A 25,104-nucleotide genomic window follows, 5' to 3' on the forward strand; every position below is an offset into this window, starting at 1 on the left:
TTGACACTATTTTAGGATTCAAGCGATACACGGGCGTAGCGTTCACTCATACTTTGGTTGAGGCGCACAAACCCGGAGTTTGATCGGGCGATCGCGCCAATCCTGGCTTCGAGAAAATCTACTATGCCAATGGGCCGCGAAGACATCATAGAGACTGAAATCCCGGTATCCCAACTGGCAATAGGGATGCATGTGATTCGTCTGGACCGGCCGTGGGAAGATACCGATTTCCTGCTGCAGGGCTTCATTCTTCAGACTGAGGAAGATGTGCTTGCCGTGCAGCAACAGTGCGAAACGGTCATCGTGGAAGGACGTGTACAAGTCGCTCCAACTGCCGAGAGACACGCGCCGGTGAGCCGACGTAAAACATCGGCTAAAACCAGCAAGCCCAACGTTTCTCAACAGCCTTCGGCCATCCCCAAGCGGAAAGTCACCTACGTCAATAAAGTGGACGCCAGCCGGGAAATGGCAACGGCACGGATGAACTATGCCGATGCCAAAGCCACGGCTAAAAACATCATGTCCAGCCTGCGGCTCGGGCGGACCCTGGAAATGAACCAGATCCACCAGGTGGTGGATGATTGCGTGGATAGCGTACTGCGCAACGACAATGCTCTGCTACTGCTCACCAAGATCAAGAACAAGGACGAATACACGGCCGAACACTGCATCAACGTATCAATCCTGTCAGCTGCGTTTGCCAAGCACCTGGGGCTGCTGGAAGGCGAGATTCGCACTGTGGCACTGTGTGGCCTGCTTCACGATGTCGGCAAGATGCGCATTGATGACGAGATCTTGAACAAGCCCGGGGCCCTCACGCCCAAAGAGTTCGCGGTGATGAAAAACCACACCACTTTTGGTCGCGATGTGCTTGCGGCACTCCCCCGACTGGCACACGCGGCCGTTGATGTTGCTTATTCCCATCACGAACGAATGGATGGCAAGGGCTATCCACGAGGCCTGTCCGGGCAGCAGATTCCACTGTTCGCGAAAATCGTGGGGCTGGTCGACACCTACGACGCCATCACCAGCTCCCGGGTTTACGACAAGGGGCGGGCGTCCATGGAAGCGTTGCAGATTATCCACCGCAACAAGGGCGCCCAGTTCGATGCGGAGCTGGCGGTGGAGTTTATCCGCATGGTTGGCGTTTACCCGCCCGGTTCCATCGTGGAAATGACCAACGGTGAGGTAGGCATCGTAGTGGCCACCCATCCCACCAGTAAACTCAAACCGCGGGTGCTGCTTGTGCGAGACGCAAACAAGCAGCCGCTGGCCATCTTTCGCGAAGCAAACCTGTTAAAAGAAACGCAGGACAGCTCCGGACAACCCTACAAGATTGCCCGGGAAGTGCCGGACGAGAGCTTCGGCATCGTAATGAAGGACTTCATCGAACAGGGCATTCTCAACCGTAAAGCACCGGACGTGTCAGCTTCGGTCGATGACGGCCATGGTGAGTCTTGAGATACAGGTCAGCTTGCCTTCCTCGTTTTCCAGCTTTATTTCCCAGACCTGCGTTGTGCCGCCGATATGAACCGGGCGTGCGGTTCCGTATACCCAGCCCTTGGTAACGGAGCGGATGTGGTTGGCGTTGATGTCCAGCCCCACAGCAATCTGGTTCTCCTTGCGCAAGCAATAATTGGCCGCCATGCTCCCAAGGGTCTCCGCCAACACCACTGACGATCCACCATGGAGAATGCCAAACGGTTGAACCGTGCGTTCATCGACCGGGATACGGCCAATCACGTAGTCATCACCAATCTCCACGTATTCAATACCCATGGTCTCGACAGCGGTGTTTTTACTGGCTTCGGCCATTTGTTCGAGGGTGGGGATACTGCGGGTCCAGATTGCCATCGACTGCTACCTCCTAGTGTTGTGGGCCCTGTAAGCTGAGGGGCCCCAAAGCTCTTTAGTGTATACAGATAGGTAGCGAACGACCATAGGGTGGGTATCCAATAAACGTATGCCATCAGGCAAGATCAACCACACTCCAAATTGTTATTGATAATCGTTTGCATTAAAGATTATTACTGCTAGTCTTTCAGTGAGTCGATGCAAACAGGAGACGGTGTGATGAGCCGAGCAGCAACTCAACTGGCCGGCAACGCCAGCAGCATTTTTCAGGCGTGGCTGGATCTGAAACAGCAGTCCCGCCACGACACGAAGCGCCCAGCCACCCAGGCCAGTCACTCGACCGGTGTCAGAGCTCTTCCCAGGCCGGGAACGGATCGTTGAGCGTTTGCCAAAACGCCTTCCCTGCCAACAACTGCTCCTGATCCACCAGTAGGTCAGTCACACTTCGCTTTTCTTCTTCCCCAAGGTCTATCTCTGGGTTGAGCACAAAAGGCGAAAGCTTGGCTTTCGAATTCATTATGTTATAACATAACATTAATGTCGAAATCGACGACTGGAACCGTCGTCTTTCTCCATTTATTTTCATCAGGACAAGACCATGACGCTGCAACCGCCCGCACTAGAAAAACCCATCGCTGTCATGGGCGAACATCCAGGTTGCTTGACTGAAATCTTTCGGGACGACGTCAACCTGGTTGCCTGCAACCGCTCTCTGAACCCCCGAATTGCGCAATTTGCTGCCGAGCTCTCAGCCTGGGAAGGGCAGATGGAACGTTTTGTCACGCTTTTGGAAGCCGACAGCGCGGCACTCGCCTTACCGAAATGGGCGCTGACCATTGGAGGTGCCGACGACTGGGTGGCTGATGCGGACGAGCTGATAGGGATGTATCGATGCCTGTTTGAACCCGACACCGTTGGGCTTCGGCTGCACGTATTAAAAGGAACCATGTGCCCTCGCTTTCACGTTGACCGGGTGCCAGTGCGACTTCTGTGCACGTATCAGGGAACCGGCACGGAGTGGTTGCCGGAAGACCAGGTTATCCGGCCTTCCCAGCTCGGCCCTCTTCCAGATCAATCGGTTGAACCCACCAATGTGGAGCGTCTCGGCACCGGCACTATTGCGCTGCTTAAGGGTGAGTCATGGGTGGGTAATGAAGGGAAAGGGCTGGTCCACAGGTCGCCTTCACCTGGCCGCCATCCACGGTTGGTTCTGGCGCTGGACTGGCTTTGAGCTACCTCTGAAACGCAATGTTATAACATTTAACACAACAAGGAGTTTGGAATGACAATTCAAGACAATTCGAAAGCCGAACGGAATTGGGCTCTTTCAGGCCGTTCATCCATGGCCATCGCCTTTTCCGCCATCCTGATCGCAGGGTGTGGCGGCAGCAGTTCGGATGACGATGATTCCCATGAGCATACCGACATCGATACCGCCGGCCGTCTAGCGCTGTTCGATACTGACGCTAATGCCGTAAAGGTGTTGGACATCGACGACAACGGTCAAACCCTGGCCACGTTTGAACTGACGGGGGAAGCCCCCAGACTGTTCAGCAGCCCCGATAGCCGCTATGGGGTCGTTATTCAGCGTGGCGACGATCTGGTTTCTTTTTTCGACAGTGGTCTGTATACCGAGGACCACGGCGACCACATGCATGATTACGCGGAAACGCCAACCATGCTCAACCTGACGTTGAACGATAACCGCCCCACTCACTACTCGCTGGGCGACGATCGGGGCATCGTTTTCTTTGATGGCTCAGACGCCGCCAGCTCCAAAGTCACCGTGTTCACCGACGAGTCGCTGGGAGGAGGAACCGCCGAAGCCTCCCTGGATCTGGACAACAACATGCACGGCGTTGCCAAACTTGCGGATAGCAAACTGTTCGTTACCTACCGCGATGCCTCTGTCACCGACACCACCTTGCCCAGCCAGGTCGAGCGCTACGATTTCGCCAACGGCGCATTCGCGTTCGAGGAACGCTACAGCGAAACCTGCCCCCGGCTCCACGGTGCAGCGGCCAACGATCACGTTGTCGCCTTTGGGTGCAGCGATGGCGTCCTGGTAATTGATCTGCACGGCGTCTCTTATCCGGCGACCAAGCTTGGCAACCCTGACACCCTGGAAGACGGCAGCCGGATCGGCACACTGGCGAGCCATCACAACGTTGAGGAAATGGTCGGCATTGCCGGTGATCAACTGTTTGTGATCGATGCCGAAGCGGCCACGGATAACTACAGCGAACTCGCGCTTGAAGACGGCGTTGGCCGTATCGCCCAGGGCTTTGATGCCCACGGCGAGGTTTTCTATGTCATGGGCGACGACGGCAAGCTGCGGATTTTCCATCCGTCCGACGAATGGGCCCTGGCCGCAACCCTTGATATCACGCCCCCTCTGGCGGAGACGGATGCGGCTCCAGCCATCGCACAGTCCGCGTCGGAAGACCGCTTGTTCGTGCTGAACCCCAACGATCAGACCATCATCGAGATCGACACGCACGATGGTGACATCGTTCGCACGATCACTCTGGACTTCGCCGCATCCGGACTGGTCTGGCTTGGCTTGCCAGACCACGATCACGATCACGATCACGAAGAATGACACCAGAGAACGCTCCATCCGCACACAATCCTGCAGTCAGAGGACCTCTATGACACACCGATACATTGGTGCCAGCGCTCTCGCGCTGGCCCTGTTCCCGCTCGCCACCATCCAAGCCAACCAGGCCAACGAACTGAACCCTGACGTCAGCGTGATCCTGGACGGCTATTACAAACAGAACCAGACGGCCCTGTCACACCGTGATCAAGGCTTTGGTCTTGGTCATACCGAACTGTCCCTGTCTTCGCCCATCGATGATCTGTTCGAGGGCCGTCTGACAGCGGTTCTGGAAGATCACGAAGGTGAAACCGAACTGGAGCTTGAAGAAGCCTTCCTGCAGACCACCGGCATGCCCTACAACCTTAGTGTTCGCGGCGGGCGGTTTCTGTCTCAGGTGGGTTACCTGAACAGTCGCCACCTCCACGAGGACGACTTCGTCGAACGCCCTGCCGTGTATCGAGCCCTGCTGGGAAGCCATTATTTCGACGATGGCCTGCGCCTCAACCTGTTACTTCCCACGCCTTTCTATTGGCAGATTGGCGCTGAGGCCTTTGATGGCGGCAGACTCTCCGAGGGTGACGAAGACATTGGCGTGTATACCGTCAATACACGAGTCGGGGGCGACCTCTCCCGGTCACAGAGTTGGCAGGCGGGCTTCTCGTATCTGAACAACCGTCAGACTCACAGCGAAGCCCACGAGGAGCACGATGACCATGATCATGAGGGAGACCACAGTGGGCACTCTCATGGTGCCGGCTACACTGGCGAAAACCTCTACATCACCGATCTGGTGTGGAAATGGGCCCCCGGAGGCAACAACCGCCAGCAGCAACTGACCCTGAGTGGTGAATACCTGTACGCCGACAACCTGAATGAGCATGCCACCTCGGACGATGTTCATGAAGGGTGGTATGCGTCGGCGGTATACCAGTTCGCCCCCCAGTGGTCCACGGGTGCCCGCTACGGACAGGTGGAACTCCAGGACGCTCACGGCGACCACTTTCATCATCAGGAACTGAAGGAAACGGACGTCATGCTGGCCTGGTCACGCTCGCACTTCTCAACGGTACGGCTGCAGTACACGCACCAGGAGGCAGAAGGATTTGAGCAAGCCGACAATACCGTCATGCTGCAATACGTAATGAGCTTCGGAGCACATGGTGCCCATGGATTTTAAGCGGTTACTATCGGGCGTCCTGCTGGGGCTGGTCATAACGCCAGCCCAGGCAACTCTCAACGTGTTTGCCTGCGAGCCGGAGTGGGAAAGCCTTGTACGGGCCCTGGTTCCGGATGCGGACATTCACACGGCAACCACGGCTATGCAGGATCCCCACTATATTGAAGCCAGGCCAAGCCTGATTGCAGCCATGCGACGTGCCGACCTTGCCGTCTGTACCGGCGCGTCGCTGGAGGCCGGCTGGCTACCAGCCCTGATCAGCAGGGCATCCAACCAGGACGTACAACCCGGGAAACCGGGATTGTTCTTTGCGGCAGAACAGGTCCACCTGCATCAGCCTCACCAACATGTAGACCGCAGCATGGGCGACGTCCATCCGGAAGGCGATCCACACATCCATCTGGACCCACAACGTGTGCCAGTGATCCTGAATGCACTGGCAGACAGAATCGTTGATCTTGCGCCCGAACAAACCAATGGTATCCGTTTGCGCCAGCAACAATGGAAGGTTCACTGGCATCTGAAAACGACGCAATGGCGTGATACAGCGAGGCACTTGGAAGGCATGTCTGTGGGGGTTCAACACTCCACCTTCGGATACCTTCTGCGTTGGCTTGGCATTGACACTGCCATTGACCTGGAACCTAAACCGGGGCTGCCTCCAAGCGCATCCCACTTAAGCAATGTGCTTTCAGACCCGGCGATTCCAGAGCTGGCGTTGATCCTGATTGCCACTTACCAGGACGAGCGTCCCGCACACTGGCTAGCCGAGAAGGTCGATCTTCCGGTTGAAGTGCTCCCCAGCACCGTCACCAATGACGCGGACACCGATCACCTTGCGGCGCTGATCAGCCACATCATTGGTCGCCTGGAACATTATCGTTCGCAGCGCCCGAACGAGAGTGCCAGCAATGACTAACTGGTTGTGGCTACTGACACCCCTGGGGGCAAGCATGCTGATGGCCCTGAGCCTGGTCCCTCTGGGCTACCGGGTACTGGCGCGGGGCGTAGTGTTTGCAGACCTGGCGATTGCCCAGTGGGCGGCCCTCGGGTCGCTGGCCGGGATGTCCCTGTTACCAGACCACACCGTTGCAGGTCTTCCTGTCAGCGGGCTGTTATTTGCACTTGTAGCCGTCGCGATGGTGCACCTGATCCTGAAATGGGTGCCCGAACATCGCGAGGCCATGATTGGCATTCTCTATGTCGCCGGGGCAAGCTTCGCCACTCTGGTGGTCAGCAACGATCCCCATGGGGCGCAGCAACTGGCCAGGACATTGAATGGGGATCTACTGTGGGTCACCGGCCCGGCGCTGATACCGCTGGTCACCATCACCGGTGCCGTGTTGTTGTGGCAGAGTACAGCGTCGGAACGCACACGCTCGTTGAGCTTTCTACCTTTGTTTGCGGTCGCCGTGACCACGACCGTCAACATGGCGGGAATCTACGTCGTGTTTGCAACCCTGATTGTCGCGCCGCTGATGCTTTGTTTTCTTCGTGGACATGGCCTTTTCGCAGCCGCAGCATACTGTTTTTCAGGACACAGCGTCGGGCTTTGGCTATCCGCCAGCCAGGATATCCCGGCGGGGCCTGCAATCGTGGTTTCTATTATTGCCTGCAGTCTGTTCGGAGCGATCGCTACCCAAAAGCTCCCTTCACTCCGTTCCTCTATATAGCCGGGTGTAGTCATGAATCAACTGCCTGGCCCGGCCCGCACTCACCAGTTTGTACAATCGGTCGGCTATGGCTTCCCGCAACTCAAACGTGTTACACAGTGATGCCTTTGAGAACGTAAAGAATAGGCCCTCCCTGCTGACAGGGGGCTCCAGCGCCTCAAACCGGTCCGCAACACCCAGGCTGTCCAGCTTCACCTGCCCCTGCAGCACCTCGTAGAGAACATAATCCACCCTGCCGGCAAGTGCCATTTTGAAAGATTGCTCGATGCTTCTCACCCCTTCGATTTGAAGGTTGTTGTCTGCGTAACGATCAAAGTTCTGCCCAAAGCTGTTGTTGATCAGCGTGCTGCCGCGCTTCCCCAGCAAGTCCGGCCAGTGGCGGTAGATGAATTCACCACCCTTGGGAACCCAGACAGCCGTGGGGAGATGTGTGATCGGGGGGAGCAGGTAATCCATGTAGCCGATACGCTCTGAGGTAATGAACGCGCCCGCGACCATATCGATATCACCCTTGCGAGCCATATGCTGAACCCGGGCCCAGGACCCCAGGTCCCGGACCACAACCTCCAGCCCCATGGGCTCGACGATTTCCCGTAACAGCGCCGATACGGCACCAACCAGAACCCCCTCCTTCTCTGTGCTTCGCCACAGCAGAGGTGGGTACTCGGGGTTACCACTCACCGTCAGCGTCTTGCAGTCGGTGTCCTCAGACGCCTGGACAGCAACTGGCACGGTCAGCACCCCAGTCCAGACACACAGCGCACAGAACAGTCGCAACGTTGGTTCAAACAGTTTTTTCAACATCATTCCGCCATGAGTGTTCTGGTGCGATCGCTCGTCCACACGGTTGAATTCCAGCCGGATCACCGCAAGTAAGAAGGTTATAAGGCAGTTGTCAGAATACATCCCTTGATCAAAAAGGACAGGTTACATGAAAGTACTGATGGTTCTCACCTCGCACGATCAGATGGGAGATACCGGCCACAAGACCGGCTTTTGGCTGGAAGAGTTCACCGCCCCCTATTACGTTTTCAGGGATGCCGGCGCAGACATCACCATTGCCTCTCCCAAGGGGGGACAGCCACCCGTCGACCCCAACAGTGAAACAGAGGATGCACTGACGGAAACCACCCGTCGTTTCCAGCAGGACGCCCATGCCAAGGAAGCGCTCGCCAGCACGAAGAAACTGGCGGATGTGGATATGAACGACTACGACGCCCTGTTCTACCCCGGGGGCCATGGCCCACTGTGGGATCTGGTGAACGATGACAAGTCCGTCGCTCTGATCAAGGCAGCCTACGAACAGGACAAGGTCATTGGCGCCGTATGCCATGCCCCGGCGGTCTTCAGAGATGTCGAGATCAAGCCAGGGCAGAACCTCGTCGGCGGTCGCAACGTGACCGGTTTCAGCAACAGTGAGGAAGAGACCGTTGGCCTGACCAATGTTGTGCCATTCCTGCTGGAAGACATGCTGAAGGAAAAAACCGCCACCTACACCTCCGGGGATGACTTCACACCGCACATCGTGGTGGACGGCAAGCTGATTACCGGGCAGAACCCGCCCTCCTCGGAAGGCACCGCCAAGGCGGTGATGCAGGCCTTGCAGCAGGGCTGATCAGCGATCCTGAACTTGCTCCCCGGCGTGACTGATCATCACGCCGGGAGCGCCTTCCTCCAGCGTTTTCCGGATTGCGTCTGGCACTGGCGTCTTCGTCATTGTCGACGGCTGGATCAACACGTAGGTGATATCAGCCTCTGCCACCAGCAATCCATCTCCGTACCGATAGAATTCAAGGTGCACCGTGAATGAAGTGTTACCGATACGGCCAGCTCGTATCCTGGCTTCCAACACATCATCAAAGCGCGCCGGTGCCCGATAGTTCACGGTGAGACTCACTACCTGAATGTCCAGATCCTGATCCAGCAGATTCTGGTAATCCCCGAACAGAACGCGGATATATTCATTAACGGAAATGTCCACGTAATCCGCGTAGCGTGCGTTGAACACCACACTCTGGGCATCGCATTCACCGTAGCGGACGCGAAACCGAAACCGGAATGGCAGGTCGGTCGATTCAGTCATGCTCACTCAGCCCCAAAACCAGAGAAGCCCCCAGCCTACCCCATCCAGAAATCATTTTCTGCCGGTACTTCCATTAAGCACCAGGTAGCAACCATAGCCGATCACAACACCCCAGAACGCAGACGACAGCCCGAACACCGACATGCCAGAGGCCGTCACAATAAAGGTGATCAATGACGCTTCACGATGGCTGGCATCTTCCAGCGCGGCAAACAGGTTGCCCGCAATAGCCCCCAGCAACGCCAGCCCCGCAAGTACCGCAACAAAGGCCGCAGGCAGTGAGGTGAACAGACTGACGATGGTACCGGCAAACAGGCCACCCACCAGATAGAACACGCCGTTAAACACACCGGCAACGTATCGACGGGAGGGGTCTTCGTGGGCATCCTTACCCGTGCAGATGGCGGCGGTGATTGCCGCCACCACCGTGGTGATACCGCCAAAGAACGCCATCGGCAGCGATACCAGGCTGGTCACCCCGATGATCGGTTTGGCCCTGACGGAGTACCCTGCCCCCTGCAAGATTGCCATGCCCGGGAGAAATTGCCCGGTCAGGCTCACCAGTACCAGCGGAATCGCCAGGCTCAACGTTGATCCCAGGTTCCACTCCGGCTCAATGAACTGTGGGACTGCAATACTCCAGCGCACGCCAGACAGTGATGCCCCTTCCAACACCACCGCCAGAATCACGCCGGCAATCAACAGCAAAATCAGGGTGTACTTGGGAAACAGACGACGGAACACCACGTAGGAAAGCAGCATGCCAATCGCCAGCGCCGGGGTTGTTTCAATCGCGGTAAACGCCCCCACGCCGAACTGGAACAGGATGCCCGCCATCATGCCCGCCGCAATGCCCTTGGGAATGGCACGAACGAACGTGTCAAAGGTGCCTGAGACACCAATGATAAAAATGATGACCGCCGCCGTAATATAGGCGCCTACGGCCTCATTCAGCGACAGTTCCGGAAACAGCGCCACCAACAACGCGGTGCCGGGCGCCGACCAGGCAGTGACGACTGGCGCCTTGAGCCAGATCGACAGAATGATGCCGGAAACCGCCGCCCCCATGGAGATTGCCCAGACCCAGGACGTCATCATCTGGTCGGAAATACCAGCACTTGCTCCAGCCTGGAACAGGATGGCCAGCGGCCCGGAGTAGGACACCAGAACGGCCAGAAACCCGGCCACAATGGCCGGCAAAGAAAGGTCTTTCAGAAGTCTCGACATAAGCGCAATCCGTTGTTGGTTTTATGATTCTGCTTAACGAAAAAGGGCCCCAGGCACTTTCGCGCCGGGGCCAAGGAGGGTCAGACTGACTATCTACCCTGGGATCACATCAACACTCCAACGCTTTAGCTACCGCTAACAGCCATACCGTCGCTCGGAGCCACCGGCTCGCGCCGGAAGCCAAATCCACGACTACCGACCAGAGCAATGGCCACCGTGGCAATGGCACCCGGCACCGCCAATGCGAGGAAGTTCATCTGGTGCGGCAGCGCCATGGCCAGCAGTGCGCCACCTAACAGTGGCCCGACAATAGCACCATTGCGACCAATGCCGGATGCCCAGCCCAGTCCGGTGGAGCGAATACTGGTCGGGTAGTACTGAGCAACATAGGCATAAAGCAGGATCTGGGAGCCGATGGTTGTCGCACCGGCAATACCCACCAGGATATACAGGAACCACATCGGGCTTTCGTACCCCAACAGCACCAGTGACCCGGAGCCCAGAATAAAGAAAGACACCAGCACCGAGCGCAGCGACAGTCGGTCGGCCAACCAGCCACCGCCGACGGCACCTATGATCGCCCCGACGTTCAATACCATCAGGAACATCAGGCTGGAGCTCAGAGCATAACCGGCATTGGACATCAGCTTCGGCAACCAGGAACCCAGCGCGTACACCATCAGCAGACAGCAGAAGAACGCCACCCAAAACATCATCGTGCTCATTGCCCGCCCATCGCGAAACAGCTCGAGCACAGGGGCCTTGCTGTCGGTGGTTGGCGGTACGGTCAACACGTCCTGTTCGTTGATGTGTTTGAGCGGAGCTACCTGGGTCAGGATATCGCGGGCTTCACTCTCGCGTTTCTGTGCCATCAGGAACGCCACCGATTCCGGCAGGAATTTCAGCATGAATGGCAGCATCAGCATCGGCACCACCGCCAGATAGAACATGATTTCCCACCCGTAGTTGGGCACGATCCAGATGCCCAGGCCGGCAGACATCATGCCGCCTACCGCATAGCCACTGAACATCAGCGCTACCAGAGTGCTACGTCGCTTGGCAGGTGAGTATTCACTCATCAGGGACACCACATTCGGCATAACACCGCCAATACCGAGGCCGGCAATAAATCGCAGGATACCGAACTGCCAGGGCGTGGTGGCGAAGCCGTTAATGACCGTGGTCACGCTGAACAACACCACACAGGTGATGATGACTTTCTTGCGCCCGAGCCGGTCCGACAGCATTCCGAACCCCATGGCCCCGAACATCATGCCAAACAGCGCGCTGCTGCCGAGCAAACCGGCTACGTATGGGTTCAGGTCCCACTGGTCCATCAGGATGGGAAGCACCACCCCGTAGATCACCAGATCATAGCCGTCGAAGACAATAATCAGAGTGCACCAGAAAAGGACTTTCCAGTGGAATTTGTTGAATGTGGCGTTATCAATAACGTCGTTTACGTCGATGTTTCTCATGATCTCTCACTTCCGCTCTTGTTCTTGTGCGGAGCTGTGTAATGGGTTATCCCAGGTCACCACCTGCCACAGGCAGCACGGTACCGGTCATATAGGAAGACGCATCCGATGCCAGGAACAGGATAGGTTCGGCCTGTTCGTCCAGGGTTCCATAACGATTCATGAAGCTGTTTTCCGTGGTCTGGTCAATCAGCGTCTGATACCAGGCCTTCTCCTGCTCACTCTGCTCTTTTGCATTGCGCGGCGTCAGGCGCGGGGGCGCTTCTGTGCCTCCGGGGGCGGCGGCATTTACCCGAATATTGTGCGGCGCGTATTCATAGGCCAGGTTAACCGTCATCGCATTCACGCCGCCCTTGGCCGCGCCATAAGGCACACGCATCAGCCCGCGCGTTGCCACCGACGATACGTTCACGATGACACCACCCTTCTGCTGAAGCATATGAGGCAGAACCGCCCGGCAGCACCACAACGTGGTAAACAGGGAACGCTGGATCTCCTTCTCGATCTGCTCCGGGGTGTAGTGTTCAAACGGCTGCGCCCAGATCGTACCGCCGACATTGTTGATCAAAACATCGATGCGACCGTACTGCTTCTGCGCTTCTGCCATAACGCTTTCAGCACCGTCCCAGGTTTCCAGGTTGGCCTGGACAGCAACGGCATCAGCACCCTGGTCACGCAGTTCGGCGGCAACGCCCTGAACGTAGTCAGCAACATCAACCAGAAGCAGCCTGGCGCCCTCGGCGGCGGCCAGTTCGGCCACGCGCTTGCCAATCCCCTGGGCGGCGCCGGTAATCACCATGACCCTGTCGGTGAAGCGGTCTTTCATGCGACCTTCTCCCTGGCCGACGGTGCACTGGGTGTGAACTTCTCGTAGTGGAAGGAGTTCGGTTCAATGCCCTTCTCACGGAAGAACCCGAGCACGGAATCCACCATGGGAGGGGGACCACAGAGGTAGACATCCACGTCGCCGTCGTTCACAGGCGCTTCGTCCATATGCTGAGTGACATACCCCTTTCGCGGATGGTCACTTTCTTCGCCGGAAACAACCGTCACGTAGCTGAAGTTATCCAGCTCCGCGGCAAAACGGTCCAGAATATCCAGGCACACCAGGTCATCGTCATTGCTGACGCCATACACCAGGTGAGTTGGCTGATCACAGCCATTGGCTTTCAGATACTCCAGCTTTGCCAGCATCGGCGCCAGGCCGGTGCCACCTGCCAGCATCAGTATCGACCGTTCAACGGGACGTAGATAGAAGCTGCCCATGGGGCCGGTCAGGGTCACCTTGTCACCGGTGCGGGCCTCGCCCACGAGCCACGAACTCATCAGCCCGCCCGGCACGTTGCGAATCAGGAAACTGAGATCACGGCTGCCAGGTGGCGAGCTGAAGGAGTAGGCCCGGGTCTCTTCGGAACCCGGAACCTGAATATTCACGTACTGTCCCGGCAGAAAGGCAATGTCTTCATCGGCCGTGATTTTCAGCTCGATCGACGTGGGCGAGATCAGGTTCACCTCGGCCACCGTTCCCGCCACTTCCGCATTGCCGGTCTTGCACATGGTGGAAGCGACAGGCACTTCCACCACACAATCACTGGAGGGCACCATCTGGCAGGTCAGCACCATGCCCTGCTCGGCTTCCTCGTCAGACAGCGCTTCGTCAATGTATTCATCACCCATGTCGAACTCGCCCTGACGGCAGGCACCCTTGCAGGTGCCGCAGACGCCATCGGAGCAGTCCATGGGCAGATTGATCTGCGAACGGTAGGCGGCGTCCAGAACCGTCTCGCCTTCGTTGCAGGACACAAAACGGGTAACGCCGTCTTCAAAGTTAAGCGCGATGTTATAACTCATGATGATGCTCTCCCCATCAATTACAGGTGATAAACGTCCAGCACCTGATTGATGCAATCGTTGTTCAGGACCATCCTCTTCTCCCGGATCAGCGGCTGGTCGCCGGTGACATCCAGGGTGTAGAAAGACGTTCCAAAGAATTCCGCAGTTTTCTTGTAGCGATAGGACTTGGTCAGCCAGTTAAACCGCAGCGTCACTTCACTCTCGTTCTGGGACAGAATCTCCAGATTGCTGGTGAAATGGGTCGTGCGCGGCTCGGGCATGGAGCTGGCGCCGGAACGCTCGGTTTTGATCCGGTAGATCCGGTCTTCCAGACCTTCCTTGTTGGGGTAATAGATGAGCGAGATCTCGCTTTGCGGATCTTCTGTCAGCTCATCGTCATCGTCCCAGGCCGGCATCCAGTAGGTGACGTCCTCGTGGTAGCACTCCAGCCACTTGTCCCACTCCCGGTCGTCCAGAAAACGGGCCTCACGGATGATGAATTGCTCGATATCGTGATAGCTCAGGCTCATGCGGAAGCCTCCTCTGAATCAGTTGAACTCGAAGCCAAAGGAATGAAACGGGCACGCTCGGCCTCGATAGCGCGAGTCATTTCTACCTGCCAGTGTTTGTGGTGGTTCACATACAGGCCTTCGTCGTCTGGACGGGCGCCGCTCATGGTCGGCTTCATGTCGATCTGGTTGGCGTGCTCATCCGGGCCATCGATCCAGTGGGCCGCGCCGCGGCTCATGTCGTTCCAACGCATGTCACGGGCTTCGTAGCCGTTCTGGCAGGCACGGAATTCCTCCAGATCGTCCGGAGTGCCCATACCGGTCACGTTGAAGAAGTCCTCGTACTGACGGATGCGCTTGGCGCGCAGCTCTGCCGGCTCATTCTTCGGGCCAAAGGCGTAAATGGTGACTTCCGTCTTGTTGACATCGATCGGCCGGGTCACACGGATCTGAGTCGAGAACTGGTCCATCAGGTAGACGTTCGGGTACAGGCACAGATTTTTGGTGGTACGAACGATGGAATCGGCGCGAGCTTCGCCGTAGGTCTTCTCCAGACGTTCCAGCTGGCTGAAGATCGGGCGCACTTCCGGGTTCAGCAAGCGGGTCCACAACATCATGTGGCCGTTCTCGAACGAGTAAAAACCACCCTCGGCGGACCAGCTCTTGGCATCCACCGCTTCGGTGCCGCCCTTGTCGTAATTACGCTGGCCCATGGTGGAGAGATAGTTCCAGTGCACGGTGCCCACGTGGTAGCCGTCCGCACCGTTTTCGGCGGTCAGCTTCCAGTTACCTTCATAGGTGTAGGTCGAACTGCCCCGCAGAATTTCCAGGCCGTCTTCCGACTGATCCACGATGTTGTCGATGATCTTGGTGGTTTCACCCAGATGTTCCTCGAGCGGAAGCACATCGGCATTGAGGCTGCCAAACAGGAAGCCACGGTAATTGCCGAACTTCGGCATCTGCTTCAGATCGTGGGAGCCGTCGGTATTGAACTGCTCCGGGTAACCGCCCTTCTTCTGGTCTTTCGCCTTCAGCAACTGGCCGTCGTTCCGGAAGGTCCAACCGTGGAACGGGCAGGTAAAGGAGGTCTTGTTGCCACGCTTCTTGCGACACAAGGTGGCGCCACGGTGCGAGCAGGTGTTCAGTATGGCTTTGAGCTCGCCATCCTTGGTGCGGGTGATTACTACCGGCTGGCGACCCACGGTCACCGTGAAGTAGTCGCCCGGCTCCGGAATCTGGCTTTCATGGGCGAGGTACACCCAGTTGCCTTCAAAGATGTACTTCATCTCCAGGTCAAACAGTTCCTGGTCGGTGAAGATACCCCGATCACACTGATAACGGCCGGTTTCCGGATCCGCGATCACCGCGTCGCGTACTTTGTCTGCAAGCTTGTCGAGTTTGCTAGTCATGTCGTTCACTCCGTCTTGTTCTTGGGTGGCGCTTAGGCAACGTCGGTTTCCAGGGCGCGACGGCGTGCGTGGCGTTCCTGGAGCTCAGGCTTGTCTGTCGCAACCAGAGTGACGTTGAACTCAACCTCGGTAATCGGTCCGTTCACGCCATGCTGTGCACCTGTTTCCGACTGCTCAACACGATTGGCCGCAACCACCAGTTCTTCGCGGGTAGCAAATGCAAAGTCGTCGTAGGTGTACTCGTCACCGGCAATATTGATCTGCGTCGTCAGGTGCTTGTAACCCGGCTTCGACACAAAGTAATGAATGTGCGCGGGGCGTTGACCGTGACGGCCCAGATGATTCAACAACTGCTGAGTGGAGCCTTCCGGTGGGCAACCGTAACCGGACGGCATGATGCTCTGGGCGGCGTACCGGCCTTCGGCGTCGGTTTTGATACGACGGCGCAGGTTGTACTCGCTCTGCGATTGGTCGAAATAGGAGTAGGCACCCTTGGTATCCGCGTGCCAGATATCCACGACCGCGTTCGCCAGCGGCTCACCGTTTTCATCGGTGATTCGGCCCTTGATCAGGATGGCTTCGGCGTCCTTGTCTGAGCCGTCGTCCATGCGATCAAAGCCTTCGCTCATGGGGGCGCCGGCAACGTACAGCGGGCCTTCGATGGTGCGCGGCGTACCGCCGGTCAGGCCGGCCTGCTCGTCTTCGGCGTCCTGGCGAATGTCTAGGTAACGGTCCATACCCAGGCCCGGCGCCAGCAGGGCTGCCTCACCATTTGCGCCCAGTTCGCCCACGTAATAGACGGCGCTCCAGAACTCCTCGGGCGTGACATCGAAATCTTCCACGATCTGGAAAATATCGTGCATGACGCGATGAACGATCTTCTTCATGCGCTCATTGCCACCGTCCTTGTCGAAGCCGGCTACTTTCTCCAGCAGTTCCTTCACATCTGCGGATTGCATGGTCTTAACGGTCATTGTTGGTCTCCTCGGTCTTTTGTTGTTGTTGCTCCAGACATCCCAATCAATTGGCAACAAGTTCTGTGTGGCGCCTGAAAACATTGGGCGCCGGTATTGGCTGATTACGCCCGTTAGCGGTCATCCTCGTGAATGGATGACGGGTGACGGCACAGGGGCGCAACGGTGATATCCATGTACGGGAACAGCGGAAGGTTGCCGACCAGGTCCTGCAGCTCGGCGTTGTCCTCCACATCAAAAATACTGACGTTGGCGTAGCTACCCGCCACACGCCACAGGTGGCGCCATTTGCCCTTTTCCTGCAGGTCCTGGGCGTAAGCTTTTTCCCGGGCCTTGATGTCCGCTACCACATCGGCGGGCATGTCGTGGGGGATGTTCACTTTCATCTCAACTTTGAACAGCATGTGCTTTCCTCCGTTATCCATTCTTGCGGCGTACTTACGGCCGGCGCCCTATGCGTCTCTGCGATAGACCGCCAGCTTGTCTTCATCAATCTCGACACCCAGGCCCGGGCCCTGCGGCAGGTCCACACCGTTGGTGTGGAAGTTCAGCGGGCGCACCACGATGTCGTCTTTCATCAGTAGCGGGCCGAACATCTCTGTTCCCCAGTGAAGGGTTTCCAGCGTGGACCAGGCGTGCAGGGACGCGGCGGTACCGATGGTGCCTTCCAGCAGGGTGCCGCCGTACAGTCCGAGTCCTGCGGACTGGGCAACCATCGCCTGTTCCAACGCTCGGATCGGACCGCCTGCCTTGGCAATTTTCATGGCCACCGCACCGGCGAATCCTCCGGCCGCCAGGGCAAACAGATCCTTGGCGTCGGCTACGGATTCATCGGCCAGAATCGGGATATGGAATTTTTCGGACAGTCGTACCAGGGCTCCGAAATCCTTCATCGGAGTCGGCTGCTCCACCAGATCAATGCCCGCGGCCTGCAACTCAGCCATACCCTTGGCTGCCGTGGCTTCATCCCAGGCCTGATTGACGTCAACACGCACACTGGCCTGCTCCCCCACGGCTTCTTTGATAGCCGCCACATGGCGCACATCATCCATCACCGCGCGAGAACCAATTTTCAGCTTGAAATCGCAATGGCGTTGTTGCGCGATCAGACTGTGCGCCTCATCGATATCTTTGGCGGTATCACCACTGGCCAACGTCCAGAGCACCGGAATGTGCTGATGCAGAGCGCCGCCGAGCAGATCGGAAACCGGACGATTCAGGCGCTTTCCCTGCAGATCCAGCAGCGCGGTTTCAATGGCGGACTTGGCCAGGTTGTTTCCGCGGGTCGCACGGTTTAGCCTTACTCTAAGAGTATTGATGGCATCCGCTGGTTGATCGATCAGCAGTGGCTTGAAATAGGTGTCGATGGTAAGTTTCACGCTTTCGGGGCTTTCCGGGCCGTAGGCCAGGCCGCCAATCGTGGTGGCTTCACCCAAACCTTCCAGGCCATCGGAATCCTTCACCCGCACGATCACCATGGTCTGAACCCCCATGGTTGTCATGGATAGTTTGTGCGGCCGGATGGTCGGGATATCGACCAGGATGGCTTCAATGGACTGAATGGTGGCGGACATGTGCTCTCCGAATCGCAAGTTAAAATGCCTGTCATTCGGACAGTACGAAGTTTCACGTATGGGAGCCAATATTGATTAAGTACGAAGCGATACCCTGGAGGTATGGATGGAGCTGAGACACTTGCGCTACTTCGTGGCGGTGGCAGAGGAACTGAACCTCACTCGTGCTGCGGAAAAGCTGTTTATCGCCCAGCCACCTCTGACCCGTGCCATCAAACAGCTGGAAGAAGAAGTGGGGGTTGCGCTGTTCATTCGGAAGCCCCGGGGGCTGGTATTAACGACCGGCGGTGAATACTTTCTTGAGCAGGCACGGCAGATTCTCGACAAGATGGCCGCAACCGTCAGCGACACCCGCCGGATCGCCCAACACCGCAAAACCGTTTTTTCCATCGGCTTCGTACCCTCCGTGTTCTACGGGCAACTGCCACTGATGGTCCGGCGCCTGCGGCGCAACAAGAACCTGGAAATCATCCTGCACGAACTGAAAACACGGGAGCAGGTAGATGCGCTGAAATCGGGGAAGATTGATATCGGTTTTGGCCGGGTGCGCATCGAAGACCCGGATGTTGATCAGGAACTGTTGTTCGACGAACCCATTATCGCGGCCATTCCCGCCGGCAACCCCCTGACCCGGCACCCGCCGTCCATGAAGGAGCTGTCGGAATGGCCGATGATCACCTTCCCGTCCGGCCCGGGCCCGAACTTCGCCGATCTGACCCAGGGCCTGTTCCATCGTCGCGGGTTGCGTATCAACGTGATGCAACAGGTCAATGACCTGCAGACGGCGCTGTCACTGGTGGCTTCGGATATGGGGTTTACCCTGGTGCCGGAGCAGGTCCGACGGCTGAACCGGGAAGGTGTGGACTACATGCCTTTGGAAGATGACAACATCAGCGTACCGGTCATTGCGTCACGGCGGCGGGGAGAAAACCCCAATGCGGTGATGCGACTGGCGAACACGATTCTGGATGAGCTGGTGGAAAACCGGCTGACGGGCCGGTATCCGTGATTTCAGCGGGTCGTTCGCCGTACAGCCTCGGCCGCCTGCTGCAACCGGGGCAAATACACCCCCACCAGTGTTTCCATATCCACCCGCGCCGCATTGGTACTGATATTGATCGCGCCCAGCAGCTCGCCATTGCCGGCAAACACCGGCACCGCAGCGGAACGAAGGCCTGAGTCGAGCTCCTGATCCACAATCGAATAGCCCTGCTCCCGGACCTTCGCAATGTCTTTCTTCAGGGCATTGGCATTGGTAATGGAAGAAGCGGTATAGGGCTCGAGCTTCACGCGAAGAAGAAACGTCTCCAGCTCCGCTTCCGGCAACTGCGCCAGCAGCACCCGGCCCATAGAGGTATAGGCCGCCGGAAGTCGTGTACCCACCGAGAGGGTAATCGCCATCAGCCGGTGTCGGGCCGAAGAGCGCACCACGTACACCACATCGTCACCATCCAGCACCGCCAGCGAGGACGACTCCCCGAGTTCCGCCGTGATGTCCTCCAGGTATTGCTGGATGACCGCCCGATATTGGTTCGAGGCCTGGTAAGCATAACCCAGCTGTAAAACCCGGGGCGTCAGTTCGAACTGCCGGCCGTTGCGCTTCACGAATCCCAGTGCGTGGAGAGTGAGCAGGAAACGCCGCGCCTTGGCCCGGTCCATATCCGTCCGTGTCGCCACCTCGCTCAGGGTCATCCGTGGATGCTCAGCGTCAAACGCCTGCAACACTTCCAACCCTGACGCCAGTGCGCCTACATAATCCCGGTCTCCGGGCCTGAGAACCTGATCGTCCATTCCTACTCCTTACTCGCCTGAACACAGCCTGTTCGAATGGTAACAGCTCGTTCGCTATCCGAACATCCGTGCATTTTTATCAACTGGTGAAAATTTGTACTTGACGACGACAAAACCTTCGAGTCATTATGTTCGCATATTAAACTTATGTTCGTATATCGAACTTTTCAACAATGCACTGCACTGGAGATTCTGTAATGGCTGAATTTCTCTCTCTCAAGGAAGCCGTGAGCCGCTATATCAGCAACGGCGACACGGTCTGTATGGAAGGCTTTACACACCTGATCCCCTTCGCTGCGGGCCACGAAATCATCCGCCAGGAAAAGCGCGACCTGACGCTCATCCGCATGACACCGGATCTGGTGTACGACCAGATGATCGGTGCGGGTTGCGTCCGGAAACTGATCTTCTCCTGGGGCGGAAACCCAGGCGTGGGCTCACTGCATCGCCTGCGAGATGCCGTCGAGAAAGGCTGGCCGAATAAACTGGAGATCCTGGAGCACAGCCACGCTGCCATGGCCTGCGCCTATGAAGCCGGTGCTGCTGGCCTGCCACTGGCAGTGCTCCGTGGCTACGTGGGCAGCGATCTGCCAAAGGTGAATGACCAGATCAAATTCATCGAGTGCCCGTTCACCGGAGAGCGCCTGGCCGCCGTGCCATCGGTACGTCCGGACGTTGCTGTGATTCATGCCCAGCGGGCCGACCGCAAAGGCAATGTACTGATAGAAGGCATTGTGGGTATCCAGAAAGAAGTGGTTCTGGCCGCCAAGCGCAGCATCGTGACCGTTGAAGAAGTGGTGGACGATCTGGGCGCTTCGGTGAACGCCTGCGTGTTGCCGTCCTGGGCGGTTACGGCCATTGCCGAGGCCCCGAAAGGCGCCAGCCCGTCCTATGCGCTGGGCTACTACGACCGCGACAACGCTTTCTACAAAGAGTGGGACGGCATTGCCCGGGACCGGGAAACCTTCCAGAGCTGGCTGAAAGACAACGTATTTGAAAAAGGAGCTGCGTGATGAGCCTTGAATTTACCTCTTCGGAAATGATGAGCGTCACTGCCGCCCGCGCACTGACCAACGACATGACCTGTTTCGTCGGTATCGGCCTGCCCAGTGAGGCCGCCAACCTGGCACGCCTGACCCACGCGCCCGACGTCACCCTGATTTACGAATCCGGCACCCTGCAGACCAAACCGGACGTTCTTCCACTGTCCATCGGTGATGGCGAACTGTGCGAATCGGCGTTGACCACCGTCGGCGTTCCGGAGATGTTCCGCTACTGGCTCCAGGGCGGCCACATCAGTGTCGGCTTCCTGGGCACCGCCCAGATCGACCGTTTCGCCAACCTCAACACCACCCTGATTGGAGACTACCGCGAACCGAAAGTGCGACTGCCAGGCGGTGGCGGTGCCCCTGAAATCGCCACCAACGCGAAGGAAGTGTTCATTACCGTGAAGCATTCCAAACGCACCTTCGTGAAGGACGTGGACTTCGTCACCACCGTTGGCTTTGGACGTGACGGCACCGCACGGGATAATGTCCCTAATATCGGTCGCGGCCCCACGGTGGTGATTACCGATCTGTGCATTCTCAAGCCCGATCCGGACACCAAAGAACTGGTGGTCACATCCTTACACCCGAACGTAACCCGGGAAGAAGTGATCGAAGCGACTGGCTGGGAGATCCGGTTTGCGGAACAGCTGGAAACAACGCCGGAACCCAGTGCCAAAGAGCTGGACATCCTGCGTGACCTGAAAGCGCGCACCAACGCGCATCATGCCGGCCAACAGTGAGGACTATCATGACTGACGTTTATCTCTGCCACCCCCGCCGTTCGGCCATTGGCCGTTTCGGCGGCACCCTGGCCAGCGTTCGCCCCGATGACCTCGCGGCACATATCTTCAAGGCTGTACTGGAACAGGCCCCGGAACTCGACCCCGCCGCCATCGACGAAGTGATGATGGGGTCTGCAAACCAGGCCGGTGAAGACAACCGCAATATTGCCCGGATGTCTGCCCTGCTCGCAGGCCTGCCCACCTCCGTGCCCGGCACGACCCTCAACCGCCTGTGTGGCTCCGGCATGGACGCAGTGGGCACCGCCTTTCGCGCCATACGCGCCGGCGAAATGGAGCTGGTACTGGCCGGCGGCGTGGAATCCATGTCCCGCGCGCCCTATGTGATGGGCAAGGCTGACTCGGCTTTTTCACGGGATCAGAAGATCGAAGACACCACCATCGGCTGGCGCTTCGTGAACCCACTGATGAAGAAGCAATACGGCATCGACTCCATGCCGGAAACCGCGGAAAACGTCGCCGAGCAGTACCAGGTGTCGCGGGAAGATCAGGACCTGTTTGCCTTCCGTTCCCAGGAAAAAACCGCCCGGGCACAGAAGGAAGGCCGCTTCGCAGAAGAAATCGTGCCGGTATCCATTCCGCGCCGAAAACAGGACCCACTGGTATTCGATGCCGACGAACATCCTCGTGCAAGCACCCTGGAGAAACTCGCCTCCTTGCCAACCCCTTTCCGGGAAGGCGGAAGCGTGACCGCCGGCAATGCCTCCGGCGTCAACGATGGTGCTGCGGCTATGCTGGTTGCCAGTGAAAATGCGGTAAAAGCCCACGACCTAAAACCCATGGCCCGAATCCTGGGCATGGCCACGGCCGGCGTGGAACCGCGTATTATGGGCATTGGCCCGGTCCCCGCCGTTCGAAAACTGCTGGAGAAGCAAGGCATCGGCATTGACGACATCGACGTGATCGAACTGAACGAAGCCTTTGCAGCGCAAGGACTGGCCGTACTACGGGAACTGGGCGTTGCCGACGACGATCCCCGGGTCAACCCGAACGGCGGCGCCATCGCCCTTGGGCATCCACTGGGCATGTCTGGCGCACGACTGCTGCAAACGGCAGCCCACCAGCTGCAACACACCGGCGGCCGATACGCGCTTTGCACCATGTGTGTTGGCGTCGGCCAGGGTATTGCAACACTTATCGAACGCGTCTGAGGCAAGGAGCTACCATGGCTTTTCTGAAACACAACGGCCGCACTGTCTGTTACCGCCTGCTCGGTGACAGCACAAAACCGCTGCTGATGCTGGCACACCCTCTGGGCATGACGCAGGCCGTGTGGGACGACATGATCCCCGCACTGCTGAACAGCTTCCGGGTACTCACCTGGGACTTGCCAGGACATGGCGCCAGCGCGGCCTGGCCAGAGGCCAGTGACCAGATCACCCCTGAAGACTTGTCACAGGAGGCCCTCGTACTCGCCACTGCCGCCGAGGCACAGCGTTTCCACTTCGCGGGCACGTCCATCGGGGGCGTGATTGGCCAACAGCTCGTCAGCAAGCATGCAGACCGATTGCTGTCCGCCACACTCACCAACACCGGAGCCGTCATCGGCACCCCCGATGCATGGAACACCCGTTCTGCGAGCGTTCTGGAACTGGGCCTGAGCACCATGGCGGTGGATATTGTGCCGCGCTGGTTCGGCCCCAGCGTCTGCGAACAGCAACCAGCGCTGGTGGAAGGCTGGCGCGTGATCATGGGGCGCGGCGATAACCGTAGTTATGCCCTGCTGTGCGAAATGCTGGGGCGGGTCGACTTCCGCGAAATGCTCAGCGAGCAACGCGTACCACTCCGGTTAGTGGGAGGGTCCGACGACGTGGCCACACCGCCAGACACCCTGAGGGCGCTGGCCGACGCCAGCGGCGCGGCGGAGCCGGTCATTCTGGAGCAGGTTGGCCATGTGCCTTCCGTTGAGTGCCCGGACAAGCTAACCCAGATCCTGGTCAACAACCTGGCCTGATCGACATACAAGCCAGGCCCGTTCGTCTCCCGGCCTGGCTTTTACTCTCGCCAGCACCCAACTTCATTATACGGACACACCTCTGCACTCAGCGGATAGTGGCGCCGCCAAAAAAGCCTTAGCGTTTCAGCACAATCAGAACTATTGCCCTGCGGAAACACCACTATGGCCGACACCCTCGCGTTCGAACAGGAACCGACACACTCCGGAACTTCCAAAACCCCCATCTACGGCGCACTGATCCTGGCGTTAGTGGGCATCGTATTGTTGCTTGCCACGGCAGGCAGCCTCCTTCAGGTTGTTGCCGCAACTCTGACCCTGGGCCTTGTTGCCGCCGCTCTCGCCCTCTGCGTGAAATGGCAGCCAGAGGTTATCACCGTCCGTGAGGAAATACCGGTGCCCGTACCGGAACCTGTCGCAGAGCCGGTGCCGGAAACCAACCTGCAAGAACAACCGTTAGCCCCCGACCCCATGCTCATCAGCCACCTCGACGATTTGCGCAATAATGTCGAGGTCATCCTGGAAGAAATGGGCGAGGCCGGCAAACTCGCCAAGGCATCGGGCGCCAAAGTCACCCACAGCGCCAGCTGCATTTCCGACTCCGAAGCCTCCATCCGGGAACTGGCCGATTTCATGGGACGCATTGACGAGGTCTTCACCCAACTGGGTACACAGTCCGAGGAAATTGGCAGCATCGTCGGCAACATTCAGGATATTGCCAAACAGACCAATCTGCTGGCCCTGAACGCTTCCATTGAAGCCGCCCGGGCGGGGGAACATGGCAGAGGGTTCGCCGTGGTGGCAGACGAAGTGCGCCATCTTGCGGTTCGTGCCAACGAATCCAGCGAAGGCATTCGCGCCATCGCCAACAGCCTGACAACCACGTCGGTGGACGCGGGCAATGGCATGGAGAGAATCCGCGAGTCGTGCAACCAGTGCCTGGGCCAGTCCGGTGAAGCCTTACAGGCAATGAAGGATATTCAGGCCGGGGCCGTGGCCCGAATGGAAGTGGTGCAGGGAATTACTGATCGTCTACAAGTTCAGCGTGAGCTGACCCATCAGCTTTATACCGACCTCAGTACTGCACGCTGATCCGTGTTTCCGGGCCCTCCCTCCG

Annotated in this window: 27 protein-coding genes; 14 read left to right on the forward strand and 13 right to left on the reverse strand. The window is 58.1% G+C overall.

What is annotated here, in order from left to right:
* The first annotated feature begins 123 nt into the window (after positions 1-123).
* Positions 124-1,461, forward strand: coding sequence for an HD-GYP domain-containing protein (locus SIC19_RS08530; protein ID WP_127402324.1), 1,338 nt, complete (start codon positions 124-126; stop codon positions 1,459-1,461).
* Here the strand turns inward: SIC19_RS08530 and SIC19_RS08535 are convergent.
* Entirely contained in the window at positions 1,426-1,854 is a 429-nt protein-coding gene (locus tag SIC19_RS08535; RefSeq protein ID WP_036202370.1) for a hotdog fold thioesterase, read from the reverse strand. The two genes, SIC19_RS08530 and SIC19_RS08535, sit on opposite strands and share 36 nt — an antisense overlap.
* A 219-nt stretch (positions 1,855-2,073) precedes the next feature.
* Here SIC19_RS08535 and SIC19_RS08540 point away from each other — a divergent pair, with 219 nt between their 5' ends.
* The 6 genes from SIC19_RS08540 (at position 2,074) to SIC19_RS08565 (ending at position 7,306) form a co-directional block, all read left to right on the forward strand.
* Positions 2,074-2,235, forward strand: a complete 162-nt coding sequence (locus SIC19_RS08540) for a hypothetical protein (protein ID WP_159265582.1) — start codon at positions 2,074-2,076, stop codon at positions 2,233-2,235.
* 217 nt (positions 2,236-2,452) lie between these two features.
* Complete coding sequence (locus SIC19_RS08545; RefSeq protein WP_127402325.1) at positions 2,453-3,085, forward strand: DUF1826 domain-containing protein; 633 nt, start codon at positions 2,453-2,455, stop codon at positions 3,083-3,085.
* A gap of 51 nt (positions 3,086-3,136) precedes the next feature.
* A complete protein-coding gene (locus SIC19_RS08550) occupies positions 3,137-4,456 on the forward strand; it encodes a hypothetical protein (RefSeq protein ID WP_228712286.1) in 1,320 nt (439 codons plus the stop codon).
* 49 nt (positions 4,457-4,505) lie between these two features.
* Positions 4,506-5,633: a hypothetical protein gene (locus SIC19_RS08555; RefSeq protein ID WP_127402326.1), complete on the forward strand. Its 1,128-nt coding sequence runs from the start codon at positions 4,506-4,508 to the stop codon at positions 5,631-5,633.
* Positions 5,623-6,552 (forward strand): metal ABC transporter solute-binding protein, Zn/Mn family, encoded by a 930-nt coding sequence (locus SIC19_RS08560; RefSeq protein WP_127402327.1) that lies wholly within the window; start codon positions 5,623-5,625, stop codon positions 6,550-6,552. The genes SIC19_RS08555 and SIC19_RS08560 overlap by 11 nt, the downstream gene beginning before the upstream one ends.
* Positions 6,545-7,306, forward strand: coding sequence for an ABC transporter (locus tag SIC19_RS08565; protein WP_127402328.1), 762 nt, complete (start codon positions 6,545-6,547; stop codon positions 7,304-7,306). Before SIC19_RS08560 ends, SIC19_RS08565 begins: the two co-directional genes overlap by 8 nt.
* Here SIC19_RS08565 and SIC19_RS08570 read toward each other — a convergent pair.
* Positions 7,286-8,212 (reverse strand): substrate-binding periplasmic protein, encoded by a 927-nt coding sequence (locus tag SIC19_RS08570; protein WP_127402329.1) that lies wholly within the window; start codon positions 8,210-8,212, stop codon positions 7,286-7,288. The two genes, SIC19_RS08565 and SIC19_RS08570, sit on opposite strands and share 21 nt — an antisense overlap.
* Before the next feature lie 25 nt (positions 8,213-8,237).
* On the opposite strand from SIC19_RS08570, the gene SIC19_RS08575 reads away from it, so the two are divergent.
* On the forward strand, positions 8,238-8,921 hold the full coding sequence (locus tag SIC19_RS08575; protein WP_127402330.1) for a type 1 glutamine amidotransferase domain-containing protein: 684 nt from the start codon (positions 8,238-8,240) through the stop codon (positions 8,919-8,921).
* Here the strand turns inward: SIC19_RS08575 and SIC19_RS08580 are convergent, their stop codons facing one another.
* The 10 genes from SIC19_RS08580 to SIC19_RS08625 form a co-directional block, all read right to left on the reverse strand.
* Complete coding sequence (locus SIC19_RS08580; protein ID WP_127402331.1) at positions 8,922-9,389, reverse strand: acyl-CoA thioesterase; 468 nt, start codon at positions 9,387-9,389, stop codon at positions 8,922-8,924.
* Positions 9,390-9,440: 51 nt separating this feature from the next.
* Entirely contained in the window at positions 9,441-10,616 is a 1,176-nt protein-coding gene (locus SIC19_RS08585; RefSeq protein WP_127402332.1) for a benzoate/H(+) symporter BenE family transporter, read from the reverse strand.
* A gap of 125 nt (positions 10,617-10,741) precedes the next feature.
* A complete protein-coding gene (locus SIC19_RS08590; protein WP_127402333.1) occupies positions 10,742-12,094 on the reverse strand; it encodes an MFS transporter in 1,353 nt (450 codons plus the stop codon).
* Positions 12,095-12,140: 46 nt separating this feature from the next.
* Positions 12,141-12,920, reverse strand: a complete 780-nt coding sequence (gene benD, locus SIC19_RS08595) for a benzoate diol dehydrogenase BenD (RefSeq protein ID WP_127402334.1) — start codon at positions 12,918-12,920, stop codon at positions 12,141-12,143.
* On the reverse strand, positions 12,917-13,945 hold the full coding sequence (gene benC / locus SIC19_RS08600) for a benzoate 1,2-dioxygenase electron transfer component BenC (protein WP_075195454.1): 1,029 nt from the start codon (positions 13,943-13,945) through the stop codon (positions 12,917-12,919). Before benC ends, benD begins: the two co-directional genes overlap by 4 nt.
* A 20-nt stretch (positions 13,946-13,965) precedes the next feature.
* Positions 13,966-14,457, reverse strand: a complete 492-nt coding sequence (gene benB / locus SIC19_RS08605) for a benzoate 1,2-dioxygenase small subunit (protein WP_075195455.1) — start codon at positions 14,455-14,457, stop codon at positions 13,966-13,968.
* The gene (locus SIC19_RS08610; protein WP_127402335.1) at positions 14,454-15,845 is read right to left on the reverse strand and encodes a Rieske 2Fe-2S domain-containing protein; all 1,392 of its coding nucleotides are present in this window, start codon (positions 15,843-15,845) and stop codon (positions 14,454-14,456) included. The genes benB and SIC19_RS08610 overlap by 4 nt, the downstream gene beginning before the upstream one ends.
* A 32-nt stretch (positions 15,846-15,877) precedes the next feature.
* On the reverse strand, positions 15,878-16,819 hold the full coding sequence (gene catA / locus SIC19_RS08615) for a catechol 1,2-dioxygenase (RefSeq protein WP_075195457.1): 942 nt from the start codon (positions 16,817-16,819) through the stop codon (positions 15,878-15,880).
* A 113-nt stretch (positions 16,820-16,932) separates the two neighbouring features.
* Complete coding sequence (gene catC / locus SIC19_RS08620; protein WP_007152837.1) at positions 16,933-17,223, reverse strand: muconolactone Delta-isomerase; 291 nt, start codon at positions 17,221-17,223, stop codon at positions 16,933-16,935.
* Between the two features lie 48 nt (positions 17,224-17,271).
* On the reverse strand, positions 17,272-18,393 hold the full coding sequence (locus tag SIC19_RS08625; protein ID WP_127402336.1) for a muconate/chloromuconate family cycloisomerase: 1,122 nt from the start codon (positions 18,391-18,393) through the stop codon (positions 17,272-17,274).
* 106 nt (positions 18,394-18,499) lie between these two features.
* On the opposite strand from SIC19_RS08625, the gene SIC19_RS08630 reads away from it, so the two are divergent.
* The gene (locus tag SIC19_RS08630) at positions 18,500-19,402 is read left to right on the forward strand and encodes a LysR family transcriptional regulator (RefSeq protein ID WP_075195460.1); all 903 of its coding nucleotides are present in this window, start codon (positions 18,500-18,502) and stop codon (positions 19,400-19,402) included.
* 2 nt (positions 19,403-19,404) lie between these two features.
* Here the strand turns inward: SIC19_RS08630 and SIC19_RS08635 are convergent, their stop codons facing one another.
* Complete coding sequence (locus tag SIC19_RS08635; protein ID WP_075195461.1) at positions 19,405-20,184, reverse strand: IclR family transcriptional regulator C-terminal domain-containing protein; 780 nt, start codon at positions 20,182-20,184, stop codon at positions 19,405-19,407.
* 197 nt (positions 20,185-20,381) lie between these two features.
* Between SIC19_RS08635 and SIC19_RS08640 the strand changes: the two genes are divergently transcribed.
* From SIC19_RS08640 to SIC19_RS08660, 5 genes are all read left to right on the forward strand, one after another.
* Positions 20,382-21,197 carry a CoA transferase subunit A gene (locus SIC19_RS08640; RefSeq protein ID WP_075195462.1) on the forward strand — a complete coding sequence of 272 codons (816 nt, stop codon included), beginning with the start codon at positions 20,382-20,384 and terminating at the stop codon, positions 21,195-21,197.
* Entirely contained in the window at positions 21,197-21,973 is a 777-nt protein-coding gene (locus tag SIC19_RS08645) for a CoA-transferase subunit beta (RefSeq protein ID WP_075195463.1), read from the forward strand. Before SIC19_RS08640 ends, SIC19_RS08645 begins: the two co-directional genes overlap by 1 nt.
* 8 nt (positions 21,974-21,981) lie before the next feature.
* Positions 21,982-23,184, forward strand: a complete 1,203-nt coding sequence (gene pcaF / locus SIC19_RS08650; protein ID WP_075195464.1) for a 3-oxoadipyl-CoA thiolase — start codon at positions 21,982-21,984, stop codon at positions 23,182-23,184.
* A gap of 14 nt (positions 23,185-23,198) precedes the next feature.
* The gene (locus SIC19_RS08655; protein WP_075195465.1) at positions 23,199-23,987 is read left to right on the forward strand and encodes an alpha/beta fold hydrolase; all 789 of its coding nucleotides are present in this window, start codon (positions 23,199-23,201) and stop codon (positions 23,985-23,987) included.
* A 165-nt stretch (positions 23,988-24,152) separates the two neighbouring features.
* Positions 24,153-25,079 (forward strand): methyl-accepting chemotaxis protein, encoded by a 927-nt coding sequence (locus tag SIC19_RS08660; protein WP_075195466.1) that lies wholly within the window; start codon positions 24,153-24,155, stop codon positions 25,077-25,079.
* Positions 25,080-25,104: the final 25 nt, after the last annotated feature.

The sequence above is a fragment of the Marinobacter sp. MIT930201 genome, from assembly GCF_047122665.1.
In the GTDB taxonomy this organism is placed as follows: domain Bacteria; phylum Pseudomonadota; class Gammaproteobacteria; order Pseudomonadales; family Oleiphilaceae; genus Marinobacter; species Marinobacter salarius.